The organism is Verrucosispora sp. WMMC514 (assembly GCF_027497295.1).
In the GTDB taxonomy this organism is placed as follows: domain Bacteria; phylum Actinomycetota; class Actinomycetes; order Mycobacteriales; family Micromonosporaceae; genus Micromonospora; species Micromonospora palythoicola.
The window spans coordinates 1,452,575-1,473,272 of sequence record NZ_CP114906.1 but is presented as its reverse complement, the minus strand read 5'-3'; the positions used below and the strand labels follow the sequence as shown (position 1 = coordinate 1,473,272).

Below are 20,698 nucleotides of genomic sequence, written 5' to 3'. Positions count from 1 at the left end.
CCAGTCCCGTCCAGGAAGGTTGACCGTCGCCACCGCGCGACGCGCGTGCCCAGCAGCCAGCCTTCCCGGCTGTCGAGTACAGCCAGCCGTCCCTTCCCTGCGGGGGGCCCTGTCCCGGGCCCCCCGCGCCCTGCTGTCCTCAGCCCCGGCCGGCGCAGGACACCGGGCGCGGGCCGGCGCGGTGCCCTGCGCCGACCGTCCGTCACACCGCGCGCAGTAGCTCGGCGGCCCGTTCCGGGGCGATGTCGTTGATGAAGACCCCCATGGCCGACTCCGAGCCGGCCAGGTACTTCAGCTTGTCGACGGCCCGCCGGACGCTGAACAGTTGCAGGTGCAGATGCCCCAGCTCCCGCCCGACGCGTACCGGTGCCTGGTGCCAGGCGGCGATGTAGGGCATGGGCGTGTCGAACAGCCCGTCGAAGCGACGTAGCAGGTCCAGGTAGAGCGGCCCGAACGCGTCGCGTTCCGCGTCGCTGAGCGCCGGCAGGTCGGGCACCGCCCGGTGCGGCGCGAGGTGCACCTCGAACGGCCACCGGGCGGCTGCCGGGACGTACGCCGTCCAGTGCTGGTTCGCCGCCACCACCCGCTCGCCGGTGGCGCGTTCGGCGGCCAGCACGTCGGCGTAGAGATTGCCGCCACCGGTGCGCTCGGCGTGTCGGCGGGCCGCGTCCAGCAGCGACCGCGTCCGGGGGGTGACGAACGGGTACGCGTAGATCTGCCCGTGCGGGTGGTGCAGCGTCACCCCGATCTCCACGCCCCGGTTCTCGAAGCAGAAGACCTGCTCGACGCCGGGGAGCTTGCCGAGCACCGTGGTCCGGTCGGCCAGCGCGTCCAGCACGGTACGCACCCGGCCCGGCGGCAGCGCGGCGAAGGAGGCGTCGTGGTCGTCGGTGAAGCAGACCACCTCGCAGCGCCCCTGCCCCGGTCGGGCCGCGGTGAACGGGGTGATCGCCGCCGGCTCCGCCACCACCCGCTCGCTCAGCGCCGGGAACCGGTTCTCGAAGACCGCGACCGCGTACTCCGGGGCCGGGATCTCGCTGAGCCGGTCCGCCGTCGAGGGGCACAGCGGGCACTGGTCGGCCGGGGGGAGGAAGGTCCGCGTCTGCCGGTGCACCGCCAGCGCCACCCACTCGTCGGTGAGCGGGTCGTAGCGCAGTTGGGAGGCGGGCGGGGGAGGTGGCAACGGGCGCCGGTCCGGCTGGTCCCGGACGGCGTCGTCGCGCTCGTCGAAGTAGATCAGCTCGCGGCCGTCGGCCAGCCTGATCGCCGTACGTTTCATCGGGGTGTCCCGCCGTCGGGGACCGGCACGACGATCAGCTCGCCGACCCGGTCGCTGAGCAGTCGTCGGGCCTGCGGCGTCAACCGGTCGTCGGTGACCAGCACATCCGCCGTGCCCAGGTCGGCGATGGCGGAGATGCCCACCGTCTGCCACTTGGTGTGGTCGGCGAGCACCACCAACCGGTCCGCCGCCGCGACGAGCGCCCGGTTCGTCTCAACCTCGGTCAGGTTCGGGGTGGTGAAACCGGTCCGCTCGGTTATCCCGTGCACGCCGAGGAAGAGCAGGTCGAGGTGCAGGGTGCGGACGGCGCCGACGGCAAGCGGCCCGACCAGGGCGTCGGAGGGAGTGCGTACCCCACCGGTCAGCACCACCGTCTGGTCGGCGCGGCCCCGCTCGTGCAGGATGTCGGCCACCGGCAGCGAGTTGGTCACCACGGTCAGCGCCGGCACGTCGACCAGATGCCGGGCCAGCTCGGCGGTGGTGGTGCCGGCGGAGAGCGCGACCGCCGCTCCGGGGCGGACCAGCTGGGCGGCCCGCGCCGCGATCGCCGTCTTCTCGGCCTGCTGGCGTACCGACTTGGCCTGGAAGCCTGGCTCGTCGGTGGCGCCGGCGACGGTGGCGCCACCGTGCACCTTGGCGAGCAGCCCACGTTCGTGCAGCAGGTCCAGGTCGCGGCGGACGGTCATCTCGGAGACGCCGAACTCGGCGGCCAGCTCGCCGACGCGCACGCCGCCGGTCACCCGGACCCGGTCGAGGATCGCCGTATGGCGTTGCCGCGCGAGCATCGACCCTCCCCGTTGTCACATGATCGAACGCAGTCGAACAGAAACAAACACTAGCGCGCGGAGTCGATCACCGGAAGGGCGATCCCCGGCGTCAGAGCGCGGGCAGGCGCGGCTCCACCCAACCGGTCTCGGTCAGGTGGTGCAGGACCCGCTGCACCGCTTCGTCGACGGCCAGATCGGTGGTGTCCAGCACCAGATCCGCGTCGGTCGGCTCCTCGTACGGGTCGTCGATGCCGGTCATCCCGGTGAGCAGTCCCGCCCTGGCCCGGGCGTACAGGCCCTTGCGGTCGCGCTTCTCGCAGACCTCCAGTGGCGTGGCGACGTGCACCAGCACGAACCCGGCGCCCGCGGCCACCGCCATCTCCCGGGCGATCGCCCGGGCCTGGGCGTACGGGGCGATCGGGCAGCAGATGCCGATCCCGTGGTGCCGGGCGATCTCGGCGGCGACCCATCCGATCCGTCGCACGTTCGTGTCCCGGTCGGCCCGGCTGAAGCCCAGCCCGGCGGTCAGCTCGCGACGAACCACGTCGCCGTCGAGCAGCGTGACCGTACGCTCGCCCTCCTCGCGCAGCGCGTCGGCGAGCCCTCGGGCGACGGTCGACTTGCCGGAACCGGAGAGCCCGGTCAGGAACACCACCAGGCCACGGTGCCGCCGGGGCGGCCGGGCCCGACTCAACTCCTTGGCCACCGCCGGAGGGGTGTGCCACTCGGGCAGCGGGAAACCGCGGTCCAGCAGGTCTTCGATCTCCGCCTGGCTGAGCGCCAGTCGCCGGTTGCGCGGCGGAATGTCGTCGCGCCAGCGCCACTGGCCGTCCCGGTTGTCGTAGGCCAGCTCGCGGGGCACCAGCACCCGCAGGCCGGCCCCGGAGAGCATCTCGCCGGTGGAGAGCAGGTGGGTGACGCCGTACGCGGCGGAGACCCGGGCCAGCAGCAGGGCGTCACTGATCTCGTCGCGTCGCCGGGAGAACGGCACGGCGACCAGGGTCGCCGGAGGCATCCGGTCCCGGGCGGCGAACACGCTGCGGACCAGCGCCTCCGGCGGCAGTCCGCCGGTGCCGTCCTCGCCCACCGGAATCATGATCAACAAGTGGGCGCTCAGGGTACGTACCGCGTGCGCGATCTGGGCCAGTTGCGGCCGGTGCAGCGGGCGGTCGGCGACCACCCCGAGCACCCGACCCGGCGGCAGCAACGCGCGGATCTCCTCGGGCGTACGCCGCAACCGCTGGAACGGGCCGTGAGCGCCGTCGCCCAGCCGGCGTACGGTGCCGCCGACCCCGGCCACCGCGTCGCGGATCGGCCAGACGTCGGCCACCTCCAGGGCCGCCATCGGCGCGCCCTCGCTGTCGGTGAGCACCAGGGCCCGACGGGCCGGGTCGGTGAGGTCTAGCTGCTGTGCCAGCGTCGTGGGCACCTGCAGGGTGACGGCGACCGGCCACGGGGTGCCGTCGACCAGCCGGCCCCGGCGGCTGACCGAGACCAGGTCGGCCCGGGTCATGAAGCCGGTCAGCGGCGCGTACGCACCGATCAGCAGCAGCTCGAGATCCGCGAGCTCACCGGGACGCGGCGTGTACGTCGGTGCCTCCCGCAGCACCTCGTCGGGCAGCACCCACCCGTTGCTCATCAGACCCCCAACTCCGGCGACCGGCACACAGTTTCGCAGCCGGCCGCCGATCGGTCGAGAGCGCCACCACGTCCGCCGGGCCGCCGGCGCCGACGGGTGCCCGTCGTCCCGTCTATCGACTGCTCACCCCGGCCGGCAACCGAGCAGGCGGTGCCCGGTCGCCGGTCGCTCCGTGCGACGTCGTACCCGCGCGACCTCAGCCCAGGGTGGCCGCCCCGAACGAGACCGCGAAACGCTTGCACCAGATGGAGACGCTTGTCAGGTCGGTCAGCTTGACGTCGTCCGGGATCGCGTAGCCCTGGTCGCCGCGATTGCCCTTGAGCCGTCCCAACTCGACCCAGCGGCCGTCGTCGAACACGTGCCACCCGTCCCGGCCCTCGATCACCGGCTGGTCGGTCAACCAGACCCGCAGGTCCGGGCCGTTGGAGGTGTTCAGACCGACCAACTCCAGCCGGTGCCGCCCGTCGGCGGTGCGCACGATGCGCGCGCTGCCGGAGGTGTCGTGTTCGTGACTGACGAAATCGCCGGAGCTGACCAGCGTCGCCGCCGGGGCGTCGGGGGAGGCGGGCGCGGCGGAACCGGTCGGTACGGCGGAACCGGTCGGTACGGCGGAACCGGTCGGTGCGGTGGAACTCGCCGGGGTGGCTACCGTCGTCAGTCGTTCGGACACCTCGGCGTCGGTCAGCAGCTTCCAGGGCTGGAACCAGTACAGGCCGAAGGCCGAGCCGGCGGCCAGGACGGTGAGCGCGATCCACGTCAACGGGGTACGGAACAGGCGACTGAGCATGTTCCCAGTCTTTCGCGGCTGGTCGCGGCGTGTCAGCCGGCAAACCTTACGAACTGCGAACCGATCGCCCGGGACCGCGGGAGAGACCGCGGCGAACGGCCCGCTTCAGCCGCTGCCACGGGCCGGTCCTGACCGGCGGGGGAGCCGGGCGTGGCGGCGGCTGCCGCGTGTCGAGCACCACCGGTCGGGCACCGTCGGCGGCGCACGACACGGCCAGCGGCAGCGTCGCGTCGACCTCGCACCCGGAACCGGTGAGCCGCGCCTTGAGGATCCAGTCGCCCTGGGTACGGCCACCGTCGAGGGTACGGAAGTCGATGCTCGCCCGCCCCCGCCACATCAGGCGTAACCCGCCCCAGCGATGCGGTACGCGATCCACGTCGAAACTCACCGGCAGGTAGAACTCGTCGCCGTCGACGACCCGTCGGGCGACCACGTCGAGCCGGGGCCGGCGCAGCTCGTCGGTGGCCGCCAGCAGCTCGTCCGAGCAGTCGAGCAGGTCCGCGGGCACCTCCTCGACCGGCAGGTCCAGCAGCTCCCGACCGTCCGGGGTGCGGTCGTACGAGACGGGTCGGTCACCGCTGCGCAGCCGACCGGAGACGGTGACGTCGAGCGTGTGTCCCGTCAGCTCGTACGTCTTGAGTCGGACCTTGGCCACGACGCCGGTCTCCCACTCGGCGATGCGGAACAGATCCTCGACCCGGCCCCGTTCGACCAGGCCGGCGATGGTTCGCTCCAACGCCGGCAGCCCGGCGGCCACCCCCGGCGCGAAGCGTTCCCGGATGGTCCGCCGCGCCTCTGTCACCACCTGGTCGACCCAGTCACGAGGTGCGGTGCGCAGCCGGTCGCCACGCAGCCGGCGGAGCATCTCGATCCGCAACCAGCGCTGGTGCAGCCGGTCACGCAGCGGACCCGGCTCGGTGTGTGCCTCGACGATGTCGAGGACCTCGCGCAGGCTTCGGAAGTAGTCCTCCGGTTCCATCCGGGCGGCGGTGAGGTTGTCGCCGCCCGGCCGCCGGGAGTGGTGGTAGCAGGTGTAGTCGGCCAGCACGCAGGTGCGACGGGAGAGCAGGTAGGCCCGGGTGACCAGGTGATGATCCTCCAGCCGTTTCCGGCCCTCCTCCGGGAACCGCAGCTCGTGCTGGAGCAGGAACGCCCGGCGGAACATCTTGTGACAGGTCAGGCTCTCCATCAGCGGCGCGTCGGCAAGCCTGGCATCGGGCCGGTTGACCCGGAACAGTTCCCGCGGCACCGAACGACCGTGGCCGGCGATCCTGCCGATGGCGACGTCCGCCTCGTTCTCCGCCGCGTACCCGGACAACCGGGCCAGGGCCTCGTCGGCGAGCCAGTCGTCATCGTCGACGAACTGGACGTACTCACCCTTGGCGCGCGTCACACCCAGGTTGCGGGGGCGTGAGGGCCAGCCGGAATGCTGGGCGTGCAGTACGTGGAAGTGCGGGTGGGCCGCGGCCAGTGCGTCCAGTCGAGCCGGGGTGGCGTCGGTGGAACCGTCGTCGACGAAGATCACTTCGAAATCGCTCGTCGGCAGTGACTGACGCAGCAACGACGCGACGAGCCGGTCGAGACATTCGCCCGGGTTGTACGTCGGCACCACCACGCTCACCTTGAGCGCCCCAGCGGTCATGGTCCTCCCGTCACCCGGTGTGGCCGCCGCGCCGGGCGGACGGCGGGGGGTCCATTGTGTAACAGACCACCCGTCGCGGCGGGACAGGATGTCCGCCGATCATGTCGAGCCCGGCGCGTGACGTGGTCGATCTCCCTAGGGGGAGCGGTGGGCCGGTATCAGGGGAAACGGGGGTTGCTTCCGGAGCGCGGCGGATCGTCCGACACCTCTAGGCTGGCGACGTGACACTGATCGCAACCGAGTCGTTGACGAAGGTCTACGGCGGCGGGGTCACCGCACTGTCCGATCTGACGGTCGCGGTGGAACCAGGGATCGTCGGTCTGGTCGGCGCCAACGGCGCCGGCAAGTCGACCCTGATCAAGCTGCTGCTCGGCCTGCTCACTCCCACCCGCGGCCGGATCCAGGTGCTGGGCCTGGACCCGACCGCCGACACGGCGGCGGTGCGGGCCCGGGTCGGCTACATGCCCGAGCACGACTGCCTGCCGCCCGATCTCTCCGCCGCCGAACTGGTCACCCACCTGGGGCGGATCAGCGGCCTACCGCGCACCGTCGCCCGGGAACGGGCCTCCGAGGCGCTGCGCCACGTGGGTCTGCACGAGGAGCGCCACCGGCCGGTGGGCGGCTACTCCACCGGCATGAAGCAGCGGGTCAAGCTCGCTCAGGCGCTGGTGCACGATCCCGACCTGCTGCTGCTCGACGAGCCCACCAACGGCCTCGACCCGGCCGGACGGGACGCGATGCTCGCGCTGGTACAGCGGATCGGCACCGAGTTCGGCATCTCCGTACTCGTCTGCTCGCACCTGCTCGGCGAGGTCGAGCGGATCTGCGACACCCTGGTCGCCATCGAGGGCGGGCGGCTGCTGCGGGCCGACCACATCGCCGCCATGACCTCGGCCACCGACGTGCTCGCGGTCGAGGTCAGCGAGGGCACCGAGGCGCTGGCCACCCGGCTGGCCGCGCTCGACCTGCCGGTCGGCCGGGAAGGCAGGCTGCTGCTGGTGCCGCTGGCCGACCAGGGCACCTACGACCTGATCCTCGGTGCGGTGGCCGAGCTGGACCTGCCGTTGCACCGGCTGGACCAGCGCCGGCACCGGGTGGCCGAACTCTTCGCCCGGAGGGAGAACAGCCATGTCTGAGCCGACCGGGGTCATCCACGACATCGGCTACCAGCGCTACACCGGTCCCCGGCTCGGTCGCCGTCACGTCTTCGGGGCGCTGTACCTGCACGGGGTGCGGACCGCCTTCGGGCTGGGTCGCAGCGCCAAGGCGAAGATTTTTCCCTGGCTGGTGGTCGGCATCGTGCTGCTGGTGGCCGCCGCGGTGACCGCGATCCGCAGCCAGATCGGCGAAGTGATCATGACGTACGCCCAGTTCGCCGACGCGATGAGCTGGCTGGTCATCTTCTTCGTCGCGGTGGCCGCGCCCGAACTGGTCTCCCGGGACATGCGCAGCGGGGTGCTGCCGCTGTACTTCTCCCGGCCCCTGCCGCACGCCGACTACCCGCTGGCCAAGCTGCTCGCGCTCGCCACCGCACTCTTCCTGCTGCTCGGCGCGCCGCAGCTGCTGATGTTCCTCGGCGGTGCCTTCACCGCCGACGGCATGGGCGCGGTCTGGGACGAACTGCTGGACCTGCTGCCCGGGCTGCTCTACGCCGGGCTGTGGGCGGTGGTCTTCTCCTCGGTCGGTCTGCTGATCGCCTCGCTGACCGGCAAGCGGGCCTTCGCCGCCGGCGGGATCGTGGCCGTGTTCCTGATGACCACGCCGATCGTCGGCATCCTGACGGTCCTGCCCTCGCAGACGGCGAACCAGCTCGCCGGCATCGCCTCGCCGCCCACCCTGGTGCAGGGCGTCGGCCTCTGGACGATGCGCGACCTGCTGGTCACCGAGGCCAACACCGCCGACCTCGACCTCGGGCCGTTCGGCCCGGTGTACGCGCTGGCCGCCGTCGCGCTCGTGGCGGGCTGCGTCGCCCTGCTGCTGGCCCGCTACAAGAAGGTGGCCGCACGATGACCATGACGAACACCGCCGCACCGGCGGCCACCACCACCAGCACCCTCGACCTGGCCGGCGTCTCCCGCTGGTACGGCAACGTGGTGGCGGTCAACAACGTGAGCATGAGCCTCGGGCCGGGGGTGACCGGGCTGCTCGGCCCCAACGGGGCGGGCAAGACCACCCTGCTGCACATGATGGCCGGCTTCCTCACCCCGTCCCGGGGCGCGGTGACCCTGGACGGTCGACCCACCTGGCGCAACCCGGAGGTCTACCGGCGACTCGGTCTGGTCAGCGAGCGGGAGGCGGTGCACAGCTTCCTCACCGCGTACGAGTTCGTGCTGGCCACCGCGAAGCTGCACAAGCTGCCGGATCCGCAGGCCGCGGCCCGCCGCGCCATCGACCTGGTGGAGATGGCCGACGCCCAGGACCGCCGCATCGGCACCTACTCCAAGGGCATGCGGCAGCGCACCCGGGTGGCGGCGGCGCTGGTGCACGACCCGCAGGTGCTGCTGCTGGACGAGCCGTTCAACGGCATGGACCCGCGCCAGCGGTTGCACATGATGGAGCTGCTGCACTCCCTCGGCGACGCGGGTCGGACGATCCTGTTCAGCTCACACATCCTGGAGGAGGTCGAGCAGGTCTCCGGCACGGTCCAGGTGATGGTCGCCGGCCGGCTCGCCGCCTCCGGCGACTTCCGGACCATCCGGCGGCTGATGACCAACCGGCCGCACGTCTTCGCCATCCGTTCCACCGACGACCGGGCGCTGGCCGTCGCGTTGATGGCCGAGACGTCGGTGAGCGGGGTCGAGCTGGGGCGCGACGGCCTGACCGTACGCGCCGGTGACTACGGCGCCTTCACCCGGATGCTGCCGAAGGTCGCCCTGGCCCGGGGCATCCGGGTCCGGCAACTGGTACCCGAGGACGAGTCCCTGGAGAGCGTCTTCTCCTACCTGGTGGAGGCCTGATGTCCACTGTCTCCTGGATCACCGTGCGCGGCCTGTTCGGGCGTCGCCGGTTCCTGCTGCTGCTTCCGCTTCCGGTGCTCCTGGTGGGCTTGGCCGTGCTCTCCCGGGGGCTCGGGGTCGAACCCACGGACTGGGGTCCGCCGGTGCTGGTCGGCCTCGGGTTGGCCGTGGTGCTGCCGGTGGTCTCCCTGATCGTCGGCACCGGCGTGCTCGGCGCCGAGATCGACGACGGCACGGTGGTGCACGTGCTCACCACGCCACTGCCGCGCTCGCAGATCGTGCTGCCGAAGCTGGCCGTCGCGGCCGGGGTCACCGCGGTCACCGTCGCGGTCCCGCTGTTCGCGGCGGGCCTGCTGGCCGATTCGGTACGCCTCGGCGTGGCGCTCGCCGTCGCCGCGTCGGTCGGTGCGCTGGCCTACACGGCGCTGTTCGTGGCGGCCAGCCTGCTCACCCGGCGACCGGTGCTGCTCGGTCTGGTCTACGTGCTGATCTGGGAGGGGCTGCTCAGCAACGTGGTCACCGGCACCCGGGTGCTGTCGATCCAGCACTACGTGATCGCCCTGGCCGACCGGCTCGCCCCGACCGACCTGCTCGCCACCACGGTCTCCGTGCCGGTGGCGGCGGTGATGACCGCACTCATCATCGTCGCCGCCACCTTCCTCTCCATCGACCGCCTACGTTCCTTCTCGGTAGCCGGCGAAACCAGCTGACCCATCGGGTGCGGGCGTCGGGAGGCAGCACTTTCGGGGAAAGTGCTGCCTCCCAGGGCGCTGGGCAGCACTTTCCCCGATGTCGCGCGGCTCCCTCAGAAGGCGCAGGCGATGACCAGTTCGGGGGTGCGGTCGGGAAGCAGGTCGAGCTTGTTGATGCGGCCGGCGGCGCGCAGGTCGTCGATGACCAGTGTGAGCTGGTCGAGCAGGGCGGCCGGGCCGAGCGCCTCGGCCAACGGCACCTCCGCCCTCATCGACAGCTTCCGCTCGGACTTGGCCCGGCGGACCTGCCCCAGCGCGTCGGCGGCGAGCCGGAGCAGGCGCGGATCACCGTCACCCTGGATGGTCCGGCCCACCTCGTACGTGGTCGGCCACGGCGCGCGGTGCACCGAGCCGTACCGCCACCACGACCAGACCTCCTCGGTCGCGTACGGCAGCACCGGCGCGAACAGCCGCAACTGCACCGACAGCGCGGTGGCCAGCGCCGCCCGGGCCGAGTCCGCCCCGGCCCCGCTGCCGTAGGCGCGTTCCTTCACCAACTCGATGTAGTCGTCGCAGAACCGCCAGAAGAACGACTCGGTGGCCTGGAGCGCGGCCGTGTGGTCGTACCCCTCGAACGCCGTCGTCGCGGTGGCCACCACCTCGGACAGTTCGGCGAGCATGGCCCGGTCGAGTGGTTCGGTCGCCGGGGCGCGCAGCGCGTCGGCGGCGCCCAGGCCGAGCGCGAACTTCGACGCGTTGAGCAGCTTGGTGGCCAATCGCCGGCCGATCCGGATCTGAGCCGGGTCGTAAGCCAGGTCGGTGCCGGGCTTGCCACTGGCCGACCAGTACCGCACCGCGTCCGAGCCGTGCTGCTCCAGCAGCGCCATCGGGGTGACCACGTTCCCCTTGGACTTCGACATCTTCTTGCGGTCCGGGTCGAGGATCCAGCCGGACAGCTCCGTTGTGCGCCAGGGCAGCTCGCCGTGCTCCAGGTGCGACCGGACCACGGTGGCGAACAGCCAGGTACGGATGATGTCGTGCCCCTGCGGGCGCAGGTCCATCGGGAAGACCCGCCGGTACAGGTCCGGGTCCCGTTCCCACCCGCCGACGATCTGCGGGGTCAGCGACGAGGTGGCCCAGGTGTCCAGCACGTCCGGGTCGCCGACGAAGCCGCCCGGCACCCCGCGCTGCGACTCGTCGTACCCGGGCGGGGGGTCCTCGGACGGGTCGATCGGCAGCGCGGACTCCGCCGGCGTGAGAGGCTGGGCCCAGTCCGGTTCGCCAGCGTCGTCGAGCCGGTACCACACCGGCACCGGCACCCCGAAGTAGCGTTGCCGACTGACCAGCCAGTCTCCGGTCAGGCCGCCCACCCAGTGCTCGTAGCGGTGCCGCATGTGCTCCGGCACCCAGCGCAGTTCCCGGCCGCGGGCCAGCAGTTCCTCCCGCAGGTCGGTGTCGCGGCCACCGTTGCGCAGGTACCACTGCCGGGTCGAGACGATCTCCAGTGGCCGGTCGCCCCGCTCGTAGAACTTCACCGGGTGGCTGATCGGGCGCGGCTCGCCGACCAGGTCGTCCGCCTCGGTCAGCTGCTCGACGATCGTCCGTCGGGCACCGTTCACCGGCTGCCCGGCCAGCGCCGCGTACGGCCGCGCGGGCACCCCGGCCGGTGGCTCCGGCAGCAGCCGGCCGTCCCGGCCGATCACCACCCGGGTGTCCAGGTCCAGGTCCCGCCACCAGGTCACGTCGGTCAGGTCACCGAAGGTGCAGACCATCGCGATGCCGGTGCCCTTGGCCGGGTCCGCCAGCGGGTGCGCGCGCACCGGCACCTCCACCCCGAAGACGGGGGTGCGCACGGTCGTGCCGACCAGGTCCGCGTACCGCTCGTCGTCGGGGTGGCAGACCAGCGCGACGCAGGCCGGCAACAGCTCCGGCCGGGTGGTGTCGATCAGCACCTCCCGTCCGCCGGGCGCGTGGAAGCGCAACCGGTGGTACGCGCCGGGGCGTTCCCGGTCCTCCAGTTCGGCCTGCGCCACGGCGGTGGCGAAACCGACGTCCCACAGCGTCGGCGCCTCGGCCTGGTAGGCCTCGCCCCGGGACAGGTTGCGCAGGAACGCCCGCTGGGAGGTGGCCCGGGCCACCGGTCCGATCGTGGTGTACATCAACGACCAGTCCACCGACAGGCCGAGCCGCCGCCACAGCGCCTCGAAGACCTGCTCGTCGGCGACGGTCAGCCGCTCGCACAGCTCGATGAAGTTACGCCGGGAGATCGGGGTCGGGTTCCTCCGGGCGGCGTCGTCGACCGGCTCACCCGGCGGTGCCCAGTCCGGGTCGTACGGCAGCGACGGGTCACAGCGCACCCCGTACACGTTCTGCACCCGGCGTTCGGTGGGCAGCCCGTTGTCGTCCCAGCCGATCGGGTAGAAGACCGTCCGGCCGCGCATCCGCTGGAACCGGGCGATCAGGTCGGTGTGCGTGTACGAGAAGACGTGCCCCATGTGCAGCTCGCCCGATACGGTCGGCGGCGGGGTGTCGATCGCGTATACGTCCGACCGCTGCCTGCTGCGGTCGAACGCGTACGTGCCCTCCTCCTGCCAGCGGCGCGACCAGGTCTCCTCGAGCCCGTCCAGAGTCGGACGCTCGGGGACGCCGGTGCGGGCCGTCCTCGCCGTATCAGTCATTCGCCGATCCTAGGCACCGCGACCGCGGCGGGCACGCCATTACCTGATCACGAACGGGTCAGAGCAGCGAGTCGCGCCACTGGCGGTGCAGGTCGGCGTACCGGCCCCCACCCGCGATCAGCTCGGCCGGCGGCCCGTCCTCGACGATCCGGCCCCGGTCGAGGACCAGCACCCGGTCGGCGGTCTCCACCGTGGAGAGCCGGTGCGCGATCACCAGCGCGGTCCGGTCCCGCAGGATGCTGCCGAGCGCGCGCTGCACCAGACGTTCGGTCGGCACGTCGAGCGACGAGGTGGCCTCGTCGAGGATCAGCACCGCCGGGTCGGCCAGGAACGCCCGGGCGAAGGCGACCAACTGCCGCTGCCCGGCGGAGAGCCGGCCGCCGCGCCGGTGCACCTCGGTGGCGTACCCGTCGGGCAGCGCCGAGATGAAGTCGTGCGCGCCGATCGCCCGGGCGGCGGCCTCGACGGCGGCGTCTTCGGCGTCCGGACGGCCGAAGCGGATGTTGTCGGCGATGGTGCCGCCGTACAGGTGGGTCTCCTGGGTGACCAGCACCATCGCCCGGCGCAGGTCCGCGTCGGCCAGCTCACGAAGATCCACACCACCGAGCGTGACCGTGCCGGTGTCCGGGTCGTGGAACCGGGCGAGCAGCTTGGCCACCGTGGACTTGCCGGCGCCGGTCGGCCCGATCAGGGCCACGGTCTGCCCGGCGGGCACGGTGAGGTCCAGCCCGGTGAGGATCGGCGACTCCGGGCGGTACCCGAACGACACCGCGTGGAAGCGGACCGCGCCGCGGGCCGGGCCGTCGGGCAGCGGCACGGGTCGGGTCGGTTCGGCGACCGAGGGCCGCTCGTCGAGCACCCCGGCGAGCTTCTCCAGCGCCGCCGTCGCCGACTGCAGTGAGTTGTAGAACTGGCTCAGCTCCTGCATCGGCTCGAAGAACCGACGCAGGTAGAGCAGGAAGGCGGCGAGCACACCGACCCCGGTCTCGCCGCCCAGCACCCGGGCACCGCCATAGCAGAGCACCACCGCGACGGTGACGTTGCCGATCAGCTTGATGCCCGGCGAGTAGGTCGCGATCAGTTGGAAGGCGTGCCGGCTGGACCGCCGGTAGTCGTCGCTCACCGCGTCGAAGATGTGCTGGTTGCGGGCCTGGCGGCGGTACGCCTGCACCGCCCGGATACCGCGCATCGACTCGACGAAGTGGACGATGACGAGGGCCATCGCCTCCCGGGTACGCCGGTACGCGGAGGCCGAGGCCCGGGCGAACCAGCGGGACAGCCAGAACAGCAGCGGGAAGGCGAGCAGGGTCACCGACGCCAGTGGCAGGTCCAGCCAGAGCAGGATGCCGGCCACCGAGACGATCGTCAGAGCGGCCATCACCAGGCTCTCCACACCCCCGTCCACCAGCTCGGCAATCGAGTCGATGTCACTGGTCAGGCGCGAGATCATCCGCCCTGACGTGTACCGCTCGTGGAACGCCACCGGCAGGTGCAGGAAGTGCGCGTACACCCGGCGGCGCAGGTCGAGCAGGACGGCCTGGCCGATGCGGGCGGAGATGGAGAGGAAGCCGCGCCGGGCCGCGTACTCGATGCCGGTGGCGGCGGCGAACGAGACGGCCACGGTGATCAGCGGGCCGGGCTCGCCGGCCCGCAGCGGCTCGATCGCCCGGTCGATGCCGAGCATGACCAGGTACGGCCCGGACATGGCCGCCGCGTTCTGGGTCAACAGCAGCGCGACCGCCGTGCCCAGCCGGGCCCGGTGCGGGCGTAGCACGTCCGCCAGCAGCGCGCGGCTGCGGGCCCGCAGCCGCGCCACCGCCGCCGGGTCGGTGTCCTCGGCGAGGCTGCGGTCGGCGTGCGGATCCGGTGCCACCCCGCGCCAGTGGGCCGGGTCCGCCTCGGGCGGTGGCTCCGGCACGGCTGACGCGGCGGTCACGAGAGCACCAGGGGAGAGGTGCCGGGTGCCGGATCGGCCGAGGTGGGTGTCCCGGCGATCGACGTCGCGGCCGGCTCGGACGTCGCGGCCGGCTCGGCGGAGAGCAGCCCGCGGTAGGTCGGCACGCTGTCGAGCAGTTCGGTGTGGGTGCCGACGGCGGTGATCCGGCCGTGCTCCAGCAGTGCGACCCGGTCGGCCAGGGCGATGGTGGAGGGGCGGTGCACCACCAGCAGCGCGGTGGTGTCGCGCAGCACCCGCCTGAGCGCCGACTCGACCAGCGCCTCGGTGTGCACGTCGAGCGCGGAGAGCGGATCGTCGAGCACGAGCACGGCTGGTCGGATCAGCACCGCGCGGGCCAGGGCGAGTCGTTGCCGCTGGCCGCCGGAGAGCGACAGGCCCTGCTCGCCGAGCCGGGTACGCAGCCCCCACGGCAGGTCGTGGGCGAACTCGGCCTGGGCCAGTGCCAGGGCGGCCCGGACCTCTTCCTCGTCGGCGTCGGGTCGTCCCAGGGTGAGGTTCTCCCACACCGACATGGAGAACAGCGTCGGCTCCTCGAAGGCGACCCCGACCAGGCCGCGCAGCGAGTCCAGCCGCAGTTCGCGCAGGTCGTGCCCGTCCAGGGTGATGCGGCCGGCGCTCACCTCGTGCAGCCGGGGCACCAGGGACAACAGCGTGCTCTTGCCGCTGCCGGTGGCACCGACCACGGCCATGGTCTCGCCGGGCTCGACGGTCAGATCGAGGCCGCGCAGCACCGGGACGGCGCTGCCCGGATAGCGGAAGGTCACCGCCTCGAAGCGGAGCCGGCCGCGGACCGTCGAGCGGGCCAGGGCGACGGCGATCGGGGGGTCGACGATGGCCGGCCGGGTGTCCAGCACCTCCTGGATCCGGTCGGCGGCGGTGGCCGCCTCCTGCCCGTTGGCGATGATCCAGCCCAGCGACTGCACGGGCCAGATCAGCATGAGCTGGAGGCTGACGAAGGCGACGAGCTGACCGATGGTGAGCCGTCCGCCGGCGACCGCCGCGGCACCGGCCACCAGGACCGTGCCCAAGGTCAGGTTCGGCACCAGGTCGAGCAGCGCGGAGGTGCGGGCGAGCAGCCTGCCCTTGCCGACCCCGGTGTCGTGCAGCGCCTTGGTGCCGACGGCGAACCGATCGGCCAGCTGCGGCCCGCGCCCGTACGCCTTCATCGTGCGCAGGCCCTGCGCGGTCTCCTCGACGAGCGTCGCCACGTCGCCCTGCTGGTCCTGCATCCGACGGGAGGCGACGTGGTAGTGCCGGCCGAACCGGCGGGCGATCAGGAACAGCGGCACCGCGCTGGCGGCCACCAGCAGGCCCAGCGCGGGGTGCAACCGGATCAGCAGCACCACCACGACCAGGTAGGTGACCAGGTTGAGCACGAGGAAGAACAGGCCGAAGGAGAGGAACCGGCGCAGCACCGACAGGTCGCTGGTGATCCGGGAGAGCAACTGGCCGGACGGCCACCGGTCGTGGAAACCGGCCGACAGCCGTTGCAGGTGGGCGTAGACGTCGGTGCGGATGGCCGCCTCCATCGCCACCGAGGACGACGACTGCACCCACCGACGGATGAAGATCAGCAGGGCTTCCGCCAGGCCGAGCAGCAGTGCCAGCCCGGCCAGCAGGAACAGGCCGGTCAGGTCACGCCGGGCGACCGGTCCGTCGACCACCTTCTGCGCGACCAGGGGTACGGCGATCCCGGCGGCCGTGGCGGCCAGCCCGGCCAGCAGCAGCCAACCGAACTCGATCGCGTGCGGACGCAGGTAGCGGCGCAGCCGCCAGAGGTTGCGCAGGGGATGTCGACGGATCTCGCCCCGGTCGGCCGGGCCGCCGCCGCTCCCCGCAGCCACTACCCGACGGTAGCCGCATCTGGCAGCGACGCCCCTGTCGGCTTGTTGTCAGAGACACCCAGTTCGCCGGTGCGTCAGTTCCGTTGGCTCGTCACCCCGGTCGGGCCTGTCAGCTCGTCAGGGCCGTGACGATGCGTTGCTTGCCGCCCTCGTCCACCAAGTGCCATCGGGCTCCTTTGCTCTGCTTCAACCCACGCAACGGTTACTCTCCGCGCTGTGTCGTATGGCGGCGGTCGGACCGCCGCTCTGCTGCGGCGCTGGTCGTCGACTATTGCGTGGGTTGAAGCAGAGCAAAGCGTGTGGAGGGGACACGGTGACCTGGCGGCGATCTCGTGGTGGCTATCACTCAGCGCGACAATCACAGTGGGTGAGTGCTGGGCCTTCTGCGCGGTGGCAAGAGGCGTTGGCGGTGCCACGGCGAGGTCTGGGCGGCGTTCGAGTTCGGCGGACTCGGGCTGGACGCCGCATCAGCTGAGGCGTTCGTGGTCGAGGAGCCAGCGTTTCACCGGCAGCCCCCAGCGGTAGCCGCCGAGCGTGCCGTCGGTGCGCAGCACCCGGTGGCAGGGGACGAAGAGGGCGGCGGCGTTGCGGGCGCAGGCCGCGGCGGCGGCGCGTACCGCGGTGGGACGGCCGGCCAGGGCGGCGTACCCGGTGTAGGTGACCGGCGCGCCCGGTTTGACGTCGCGCAACACCTGCCAGGCGTGTGCCATGAACACCCCGCCGGTGTGCTGTCCGACCGGAACGTCGTCGATCGCGGCCAGATCGCCGTCGAGGTAGGCGGCGACGGCCGCGCTGACCGGGCCGAGGTCCGGCCGATGTCGCGGCTCACCGCGCAGACTCGGGTGTACCAGCGGCAGCAGGTTCGCCGGGTCCGCGGTGAAGCCCGACGCCCGCACCGCGCCGTCGGGACCGACGAGAATGGTGAACGGCCCGGCGGGGGTGTCGACGACCGTGCTGTCGATCATGTTGGTGGTACTGCTCATGTCGCTCTCCAGGGTTTCGTCGATGCTGCTCTGCCCGATCGGGGCCAGGCGCGGCCGGGCGGCCGGGCTCACGCCGATCGCCAGAGGCGGATGACGGCGTACGACCGCCAGGGACGCCAGCGGCCGGCGTACCCGTCGAGGGTTGCGGGATTGTCGGTGAGGCCGAGGGCGGCGGCCCCGCGACGTACCGCGAGGTCGGTGGGGAGGAACGTGTCGGGGTCGCCGAGCGCGCGCATGGCCAGGTAGCCGGCGGTCCACGCGCCGACGCCCGGAATCGCGGTCAGTCGACGCGCCGTCTCCTCCCGATCGCCCCCCGGCTCCAGGTCGAGCTCACCGGCCGCGACCGCCCGCGCCACCGCCCGGATCGTCTCGCGCCGCCCGCCCGGCATCCGGAACCCCGAATCCGGCACCCCCAGCACCTCCTCCGCGGTGGCGAAACCACGCAGCTGATCAACGGTGCCGGTGTGGTCGAGCAGGTGGGTGAGGGTGGTGCGGGCGGAGGCCAGGGAGACCTGCTGGGTGGCGATGGCGCGAACGGCCATCTCGAAGCCGTCCGCCGCGCGGGGAACGCGTACCCCTGGCTCGGCCGCCACCGGCGCGGCCAGCGCGGGGTCGGCGGCGAGCGTCTGGTCGACGGCGACCGGATCCGCGTCCAGGTCGAACAGGCGCCGGCACCGGGCCACGGCGGGGGCCAGATCGCGCAGATCGGCCAGGCGTAGCGTCGCCGCCACGTGGTCGGTCGCCGGAGTCAGGGTGGCCTCGCCGGGGCCGTGCGGCAACCGCAGCCCCCGCCGGTACGCCCCGTCGACCACCTCGTCGACCCCGGGCAGCGTGCGCCGGGCGAGGAAGTCCAGCAGCGCGGCGGCGTGCAGCGGCGGCCGGTACGCCAGCCGCAGCGTGACCGTGCCCGCACCGCCGACCGGCGTGCCGCCTCCGGCGCGCAGCTGCGACGGCGGTGCGCCGTACACCGTGCGTACGGTGTCGTTGAACTGCCGGACGCTGCCGAAGCCGGCGGCGAACGCGATCTCGGCCAGCCCCAGCCCGGTCGTCTCGATCAGGGTGCGGGCGGTCTGCGCGCGCTGCGCCCTGGCCAGTGCCAACGGCCCCGCACCGAGTTCCGCCCGCAGCATCCGGTGCAGGTGCCGTTCGGTGTAGCCGAGCCGGGCGGCCAGCCCGGGTACCCCGTCACGGTCGACCACGCCATCGGCGATCAGTCGCATCGCCCGACCCACCACGTCGGCCCGTACGTCCCACTGGGGTGAGCCGGGGGAGGCGTCCGGGCGGCAGCGACGGCACGCGCGCAGCCCGGCCCGCTGGGCCGCCGCCGACGACGGGAAGAATCGCACGTTACGCCGCTTCGGGGTCATCGCCGGACAGGACGGCCGGCAGTAGATCCCGGTCGAGGTCACGCCGGTGTAGAACCAGCCGTCGAACCGCTGGTCACGGCTGTCGACGGCCCGGTAGCACCGCTCGAAGTCAAGTTCCACGTCACCGATGATGCGCCTGCCAACACCCACCCGGCTCGCGGAATTCGGACCAGACCCTCCGCCTCGCGGCACGGGAGGGCGGGCAGGGGGAGGGGAACTGTCGGTTGTGGTGGGTAGCGTGCGGCCACCAACTCCAGAAGGGTGCGGCAATGGTGAGCGTGGCGGGTCGGGCGGCGTCGGGACACGAGCACCCAGCACCCGACCCGACAGTTGTCGAGCGCTTCTATCGGCGGATGCGCGCCGTGGCTCCGGCCGCGGTCGGTGCCATCGAGCGGGACCGCGCCGACGACCCCGGTCGCGCCTTCGGCGACACCGCCTGCGGCCGGCTGGTCGGCTCGCTCGAACCGGACGGGGTGCGCGCGCTCGGGATGTGGGTGCACCACTGGTGCATGCGCTTCTACGACGACGACACCCGTGCCGCACGGCGGCTGCTGCGGGAGATCGCGGCCCGGCCGACGCTGGGCTGGACGACCGACGAGATCCACTGGATGCTGCGTGAGTCGTACGCGGCCAGCCCGGTGGCCGCCGACCGGTTCTCGCTGCCGCTCGCCGCCGCGGGTGAACTCGCGCCGCGGGTGTCGCCTTGGCCGGGTAGCGGGCCACCGCGCCAGCCTGCACCGGCCGAGCGGGACTGACGCCGCCACCGGCTCCCGACGGGAACGGCGGCGCCGGCGATCTCGTGTGTCGCGGTTTCCGTCACAATCTTTATCTGAACTCCCGCCGGTCGCTTGTTTTGATGTCCAGCGGTCCCGGCGGTACGAATCAGGTAGTTGATCCGACAGGCTGGTTGTCCATTCCCGGTCAGTTGCATAAATGTCGAGGTGGAGCCCTCGGAGTCGAATTGGCGGTCGTTCATGTGACTCTGGCCGCCACTTCGGTGGCTCTTTCTTCTACAGTTCAGGCACCCACGATTGTCGGACTTCTTCGGAGTCGATTCATGACCACAGCCTGGACGGTCGACGCGGTCGTCGCACACCTCACTCTCGATCAGGCCGGGCACGGCGAGATCGTCTTCACGGTTTCCAATCCGAGTGTGACGCCGGACACCGCAGTGCTGCGCCTCGCCCCCGACGACGCCGTGCCACCGTCGTGGTTCACCGTCGACCGACCACAGCGCGCCGTCCCTGCCAACAGCACCGTCTCGTACCTGGTGACGGTGAACGTGCCGGCCGAGGTGCCGGCTGGCCGGTACGAGGTGCGTGCGCTGGTGTCCTCGGCCGGTTCGCCCCCGGAGGAGAGTTCCCGGTTCAGTGGCCGGGTGGTTGTCGAGGTGCGCCGGCCGGGCGAGCGGCCGCGCCGACGGCGGTGGCTTCTCGCCACGGTCGGAGCGGCGGTTCTCGCGGTCGCGTTGCTGGCCGTCGGAGTGTCCCTGTTTCGCCCGGGCCGCGTGCCCGCGGCCGCGCAGCCGGTCAGGCCGCCGGCCACCTCGCCGGCAACCCCGTCGGTCAGCCCGTCCACCAGCGTCGTGGTGACTCTCAACATGGAGGCGTTGGTCGATGAGCCTGCGACGACGGTGACAGTCGGCGGGGCGCCGGCCCGCCGAGCATGTGACGGGCGGGCCTGTGAGCTGTGGGTCACCAACGACTGCTGCCACTACGGCTATACCGAAGGGTACGCACTGGGTTTCTTCGCCCGACCGTACGATTCATTCACCGTCACGGTCACCGTTCCCGAGGGCGGCGACTACGAGCTGTTCGACGTTCGCCTGCTCGGACCGAATGCGGGGAGAACGACGTACCTCGTCGATGATCGGCCGGTTGGCGAGTTCGCCGAGTCGGCAGCCCGGTACCGGCTGACCGGCTGGACGTCGCACGGCATGGTCCGGCTCACCGCCGGCGCCCACCGACTGACGCTGCGGCACCTGCCCCTTTCCGCTGGCGACGGGAAGCTGGCCACCACGGTGATCGATCAACTCCGGCTGGTCAGGACCGGCTCCTGACCATGGCGCGCTCGGCGTCGGCCGCGCCGGGGCTGCCTGCCCAGGTT

At 72.2% G+C, this 20,698-nt stretch carries 16 protein-coding genes; 6 read left to right on the top strand and 10 right to left on the bottom strand.

Features of this window, described 5'->3' with window-relative positions; genetic code table 11:
• Positions 1-202: 202 nt before the first annotated feature.
• The 5 genes from galT to O7597_RS06640 form a co-directional block, all read right to left on the bottom strand.
• Positions 203-1,279: a galactose-1-phosphate uridylyltransferase gene (gene galT / locus O7597_RS06660; protein WP_281582266.1), complete on the bottom strand. Its 1,077-nt coding sequence runs from the start codon at positions 1,277-1,279 to the stop codon at positions 203-205.
• Complete coding sequence (locus O7597_RS06655) at positions 1,276-2,064, bottom strand: DeoR/GlpR family DNA-binding transcription regulator (protein ID WP_281582265.1); 789 nt, start codon at positions 2,062-2,064, stop codon at positions 1,276-1,278. Before O7597_RS06655 ends, galT begins: the two co-directional genes overlap by 4 nt.
• Before the next feature lie 91 nt (positions 2,065-2,155).
• Positions 2,156-3,685, bottom strand: coding sequence for an adenylyl-sulfate kinase (gene cysC, locus O7597_RS06650; protein WP_281582264.1), 1,530 nt, complete (start codon positions 3,683-3,685; stop codon positions 2,156-2,158).
• A gap of 196 nt (positions 3,686-3,881) precedes the next feature.
• The gene (locus tag O7597_RS06645) at positions 3,882-4,472 is read right to left on the bottom strand and encodes a DM13 domain-containing protein (protein WP_281582263.1); all 591 of its coding nucleotides are present in this window, start codon (positions 4,470-4,472) and stop codon (positions 3,882-3,884) included.
• Between the two features lie 46 nt (positions 4,473-4,518).
• A complete protein-coding gene (locus O7597_RS06640) occupies positions 4,519-6,114 on the bottom strand; it encodes a glycosyltransferase family 2 protein (RefSeq protein ID WP_281582262.1) in 1,596 nt (531 codons plus the stop codon).
• A gap of 221 nt (positions 6,115-6,335) precedes the next feature.
• On the opposite strand from O7597_RS06640, the gene O7597_RS06635 reads away from it, so the two are divergent.
• From O7597_RS06635 to O7597_RS06620, 4 genes are read left to right on the top strand one after another with little or no spacing between them, the layout of a single operon-like run.
• Positions 6,336-7,250 (top strand): ABC transporter ATP-binding protein, encoded by a 915-nt coding sequence (locus tag O7597_RS06635; RefSeq protein ID WP_281564658.1) that lies wholly within the window; start codon positions 6,336-6,338, stop codon positions 7,248-7,250.
• Positions 7,243-8,124 (top strand): ABC transporter permease, encoded by an 882-nt coding sequence (locus tag O7597_RS06630; protein ID WP_269738209.1) that lies wholly within the window; start codon positions 7,243-7,245, stop codon positions 8,122-8,124. The genes O7597_RS06635 and O7597_RS06630 overlap by 8 nt, the downstream gene beginning before the upstream one ends.
• Positions 8,121-9,071 (top strand): ABC transporter ATP-binding protein, encoded by a 951-nt coding sequence (locus O7597_RS06625; RefSeq protein ID WP_269738208.1) that lies wholly within the window; start codon positions 8,121-8,123, stop codon positions 9,069-9,071. Before O7597_RS06630 ends, O7597_RS06625 begins: the two co-directional genes overlap by 4 nt.
• The gene (locus tag O7597_RS06620; protein ID WP_269738207.1) at positions 9,071-9,781 is read left to right on the top strand and encodes an ABC transporter permease; all 711 of its coding nucleotides are present in this window, start codon (positions 9,071-9,073) and stop codon (positions 9,779-9,781) included. The genes O7597_RS06625 and O7597_RS06620 overlap by 1 nt, the downstream gene beginning before the upstream one ends.
• A 95-nt stretch (positions 9,782-9,876) precedes the next feature.
• On the opposite strand, the gene valS is transcribed toward O7597_RS06620, so the two are convergent.
• The 5 genes from valS to O7597_RS06595 all read right to left on the bottom strand — a co-directional run bounded on the left by valS (position 9,877) and on the right by O7597_RS06595 (position 18,712).
• A complete protein-coding gene (gene valS / locus O7597_RS06615) occupies positions 9,877-12,441 on the bottom strand; it encodes a valine--tRNA ligase (protein ID WP_269738206.1) in 2,565 nt (854 codons plus the stop codon).
• A gap of 58 nt (positions 12,442-12,499) precedes the next feature.
• Complete coding sequence (locus O7597_RS06610) at positions 12,500-14,377, bottom strand: ABC transporter ATP-binding protein (RefSeq protein WP_281582261.1); 1,878 nt, start codon at positions 14,375-14,377, stop codon at positions 12,500-12,502.
• Positions 14,374-16,242: an ABC transporter ATP-binding protein gene (locus O7597_RS06605; RefSeq protein ID WP_281582260.1), complete on the bottom strand. Its 1,869-nt coding sequence runs from the start codon at positions 16,240-16,242 to the stop codon at positions 14,374-14,376. Before O7597_RS06605 ends, O7597_RS06610 begins: the two co-directional genes overlap by 4 nt.
• A 467-nt stretch (positions 16,243-16,709) precedes the next feature.
• A complete protein-coding gene (locus O7597_RS06600) occupies positions 16,710-17,225 on the bottom strand; it encodes a methylated-DNA--[protein]-cysteine S-methyltransferase (protein ID WP_269738203.1) in 516 nt (171 codons plus the stop codon).
• 68 nt (positions 17,226-17,293) lie between these two features.
• Positions 17,294-18,712, bottom strand: coding sequence for an AlkA N-terminal domain-containing protein (locus O7597_RS06595; protein ID WP_281582259.1), 1,419 nt, complete (start codon positions 18,710-18,712; stop codon positions 17,294-17,296).
• Positions 18,713-18,861: 149 nt separating this feature from the next.
• Between O7597_RS06595 and O7597_RS06590 the strand changes: the two genes are divergently transcribed.
• Entirely contained in the window at positions 18,862-19,347 is a 486-nt protein-coding gene (locus O7597_RS06590) for a hypothetical protein (protein ID WP_269738201.1), read from the top strand.
• Positions 19,348-19,649: 302 nt separating this feature from the next.
• Positions 19,650-20,651, top strand: a complete 1,002-nt coding sequence (locus tag O7597_RS06585) for a hypothetical protein (protein ID WP_281582258.1) — start codon at positions 19,650-19,652, stop codon at positions 20,649-20,651.
• Positions 20,652-20,698 lie beyond the last annotated feature (47 nt).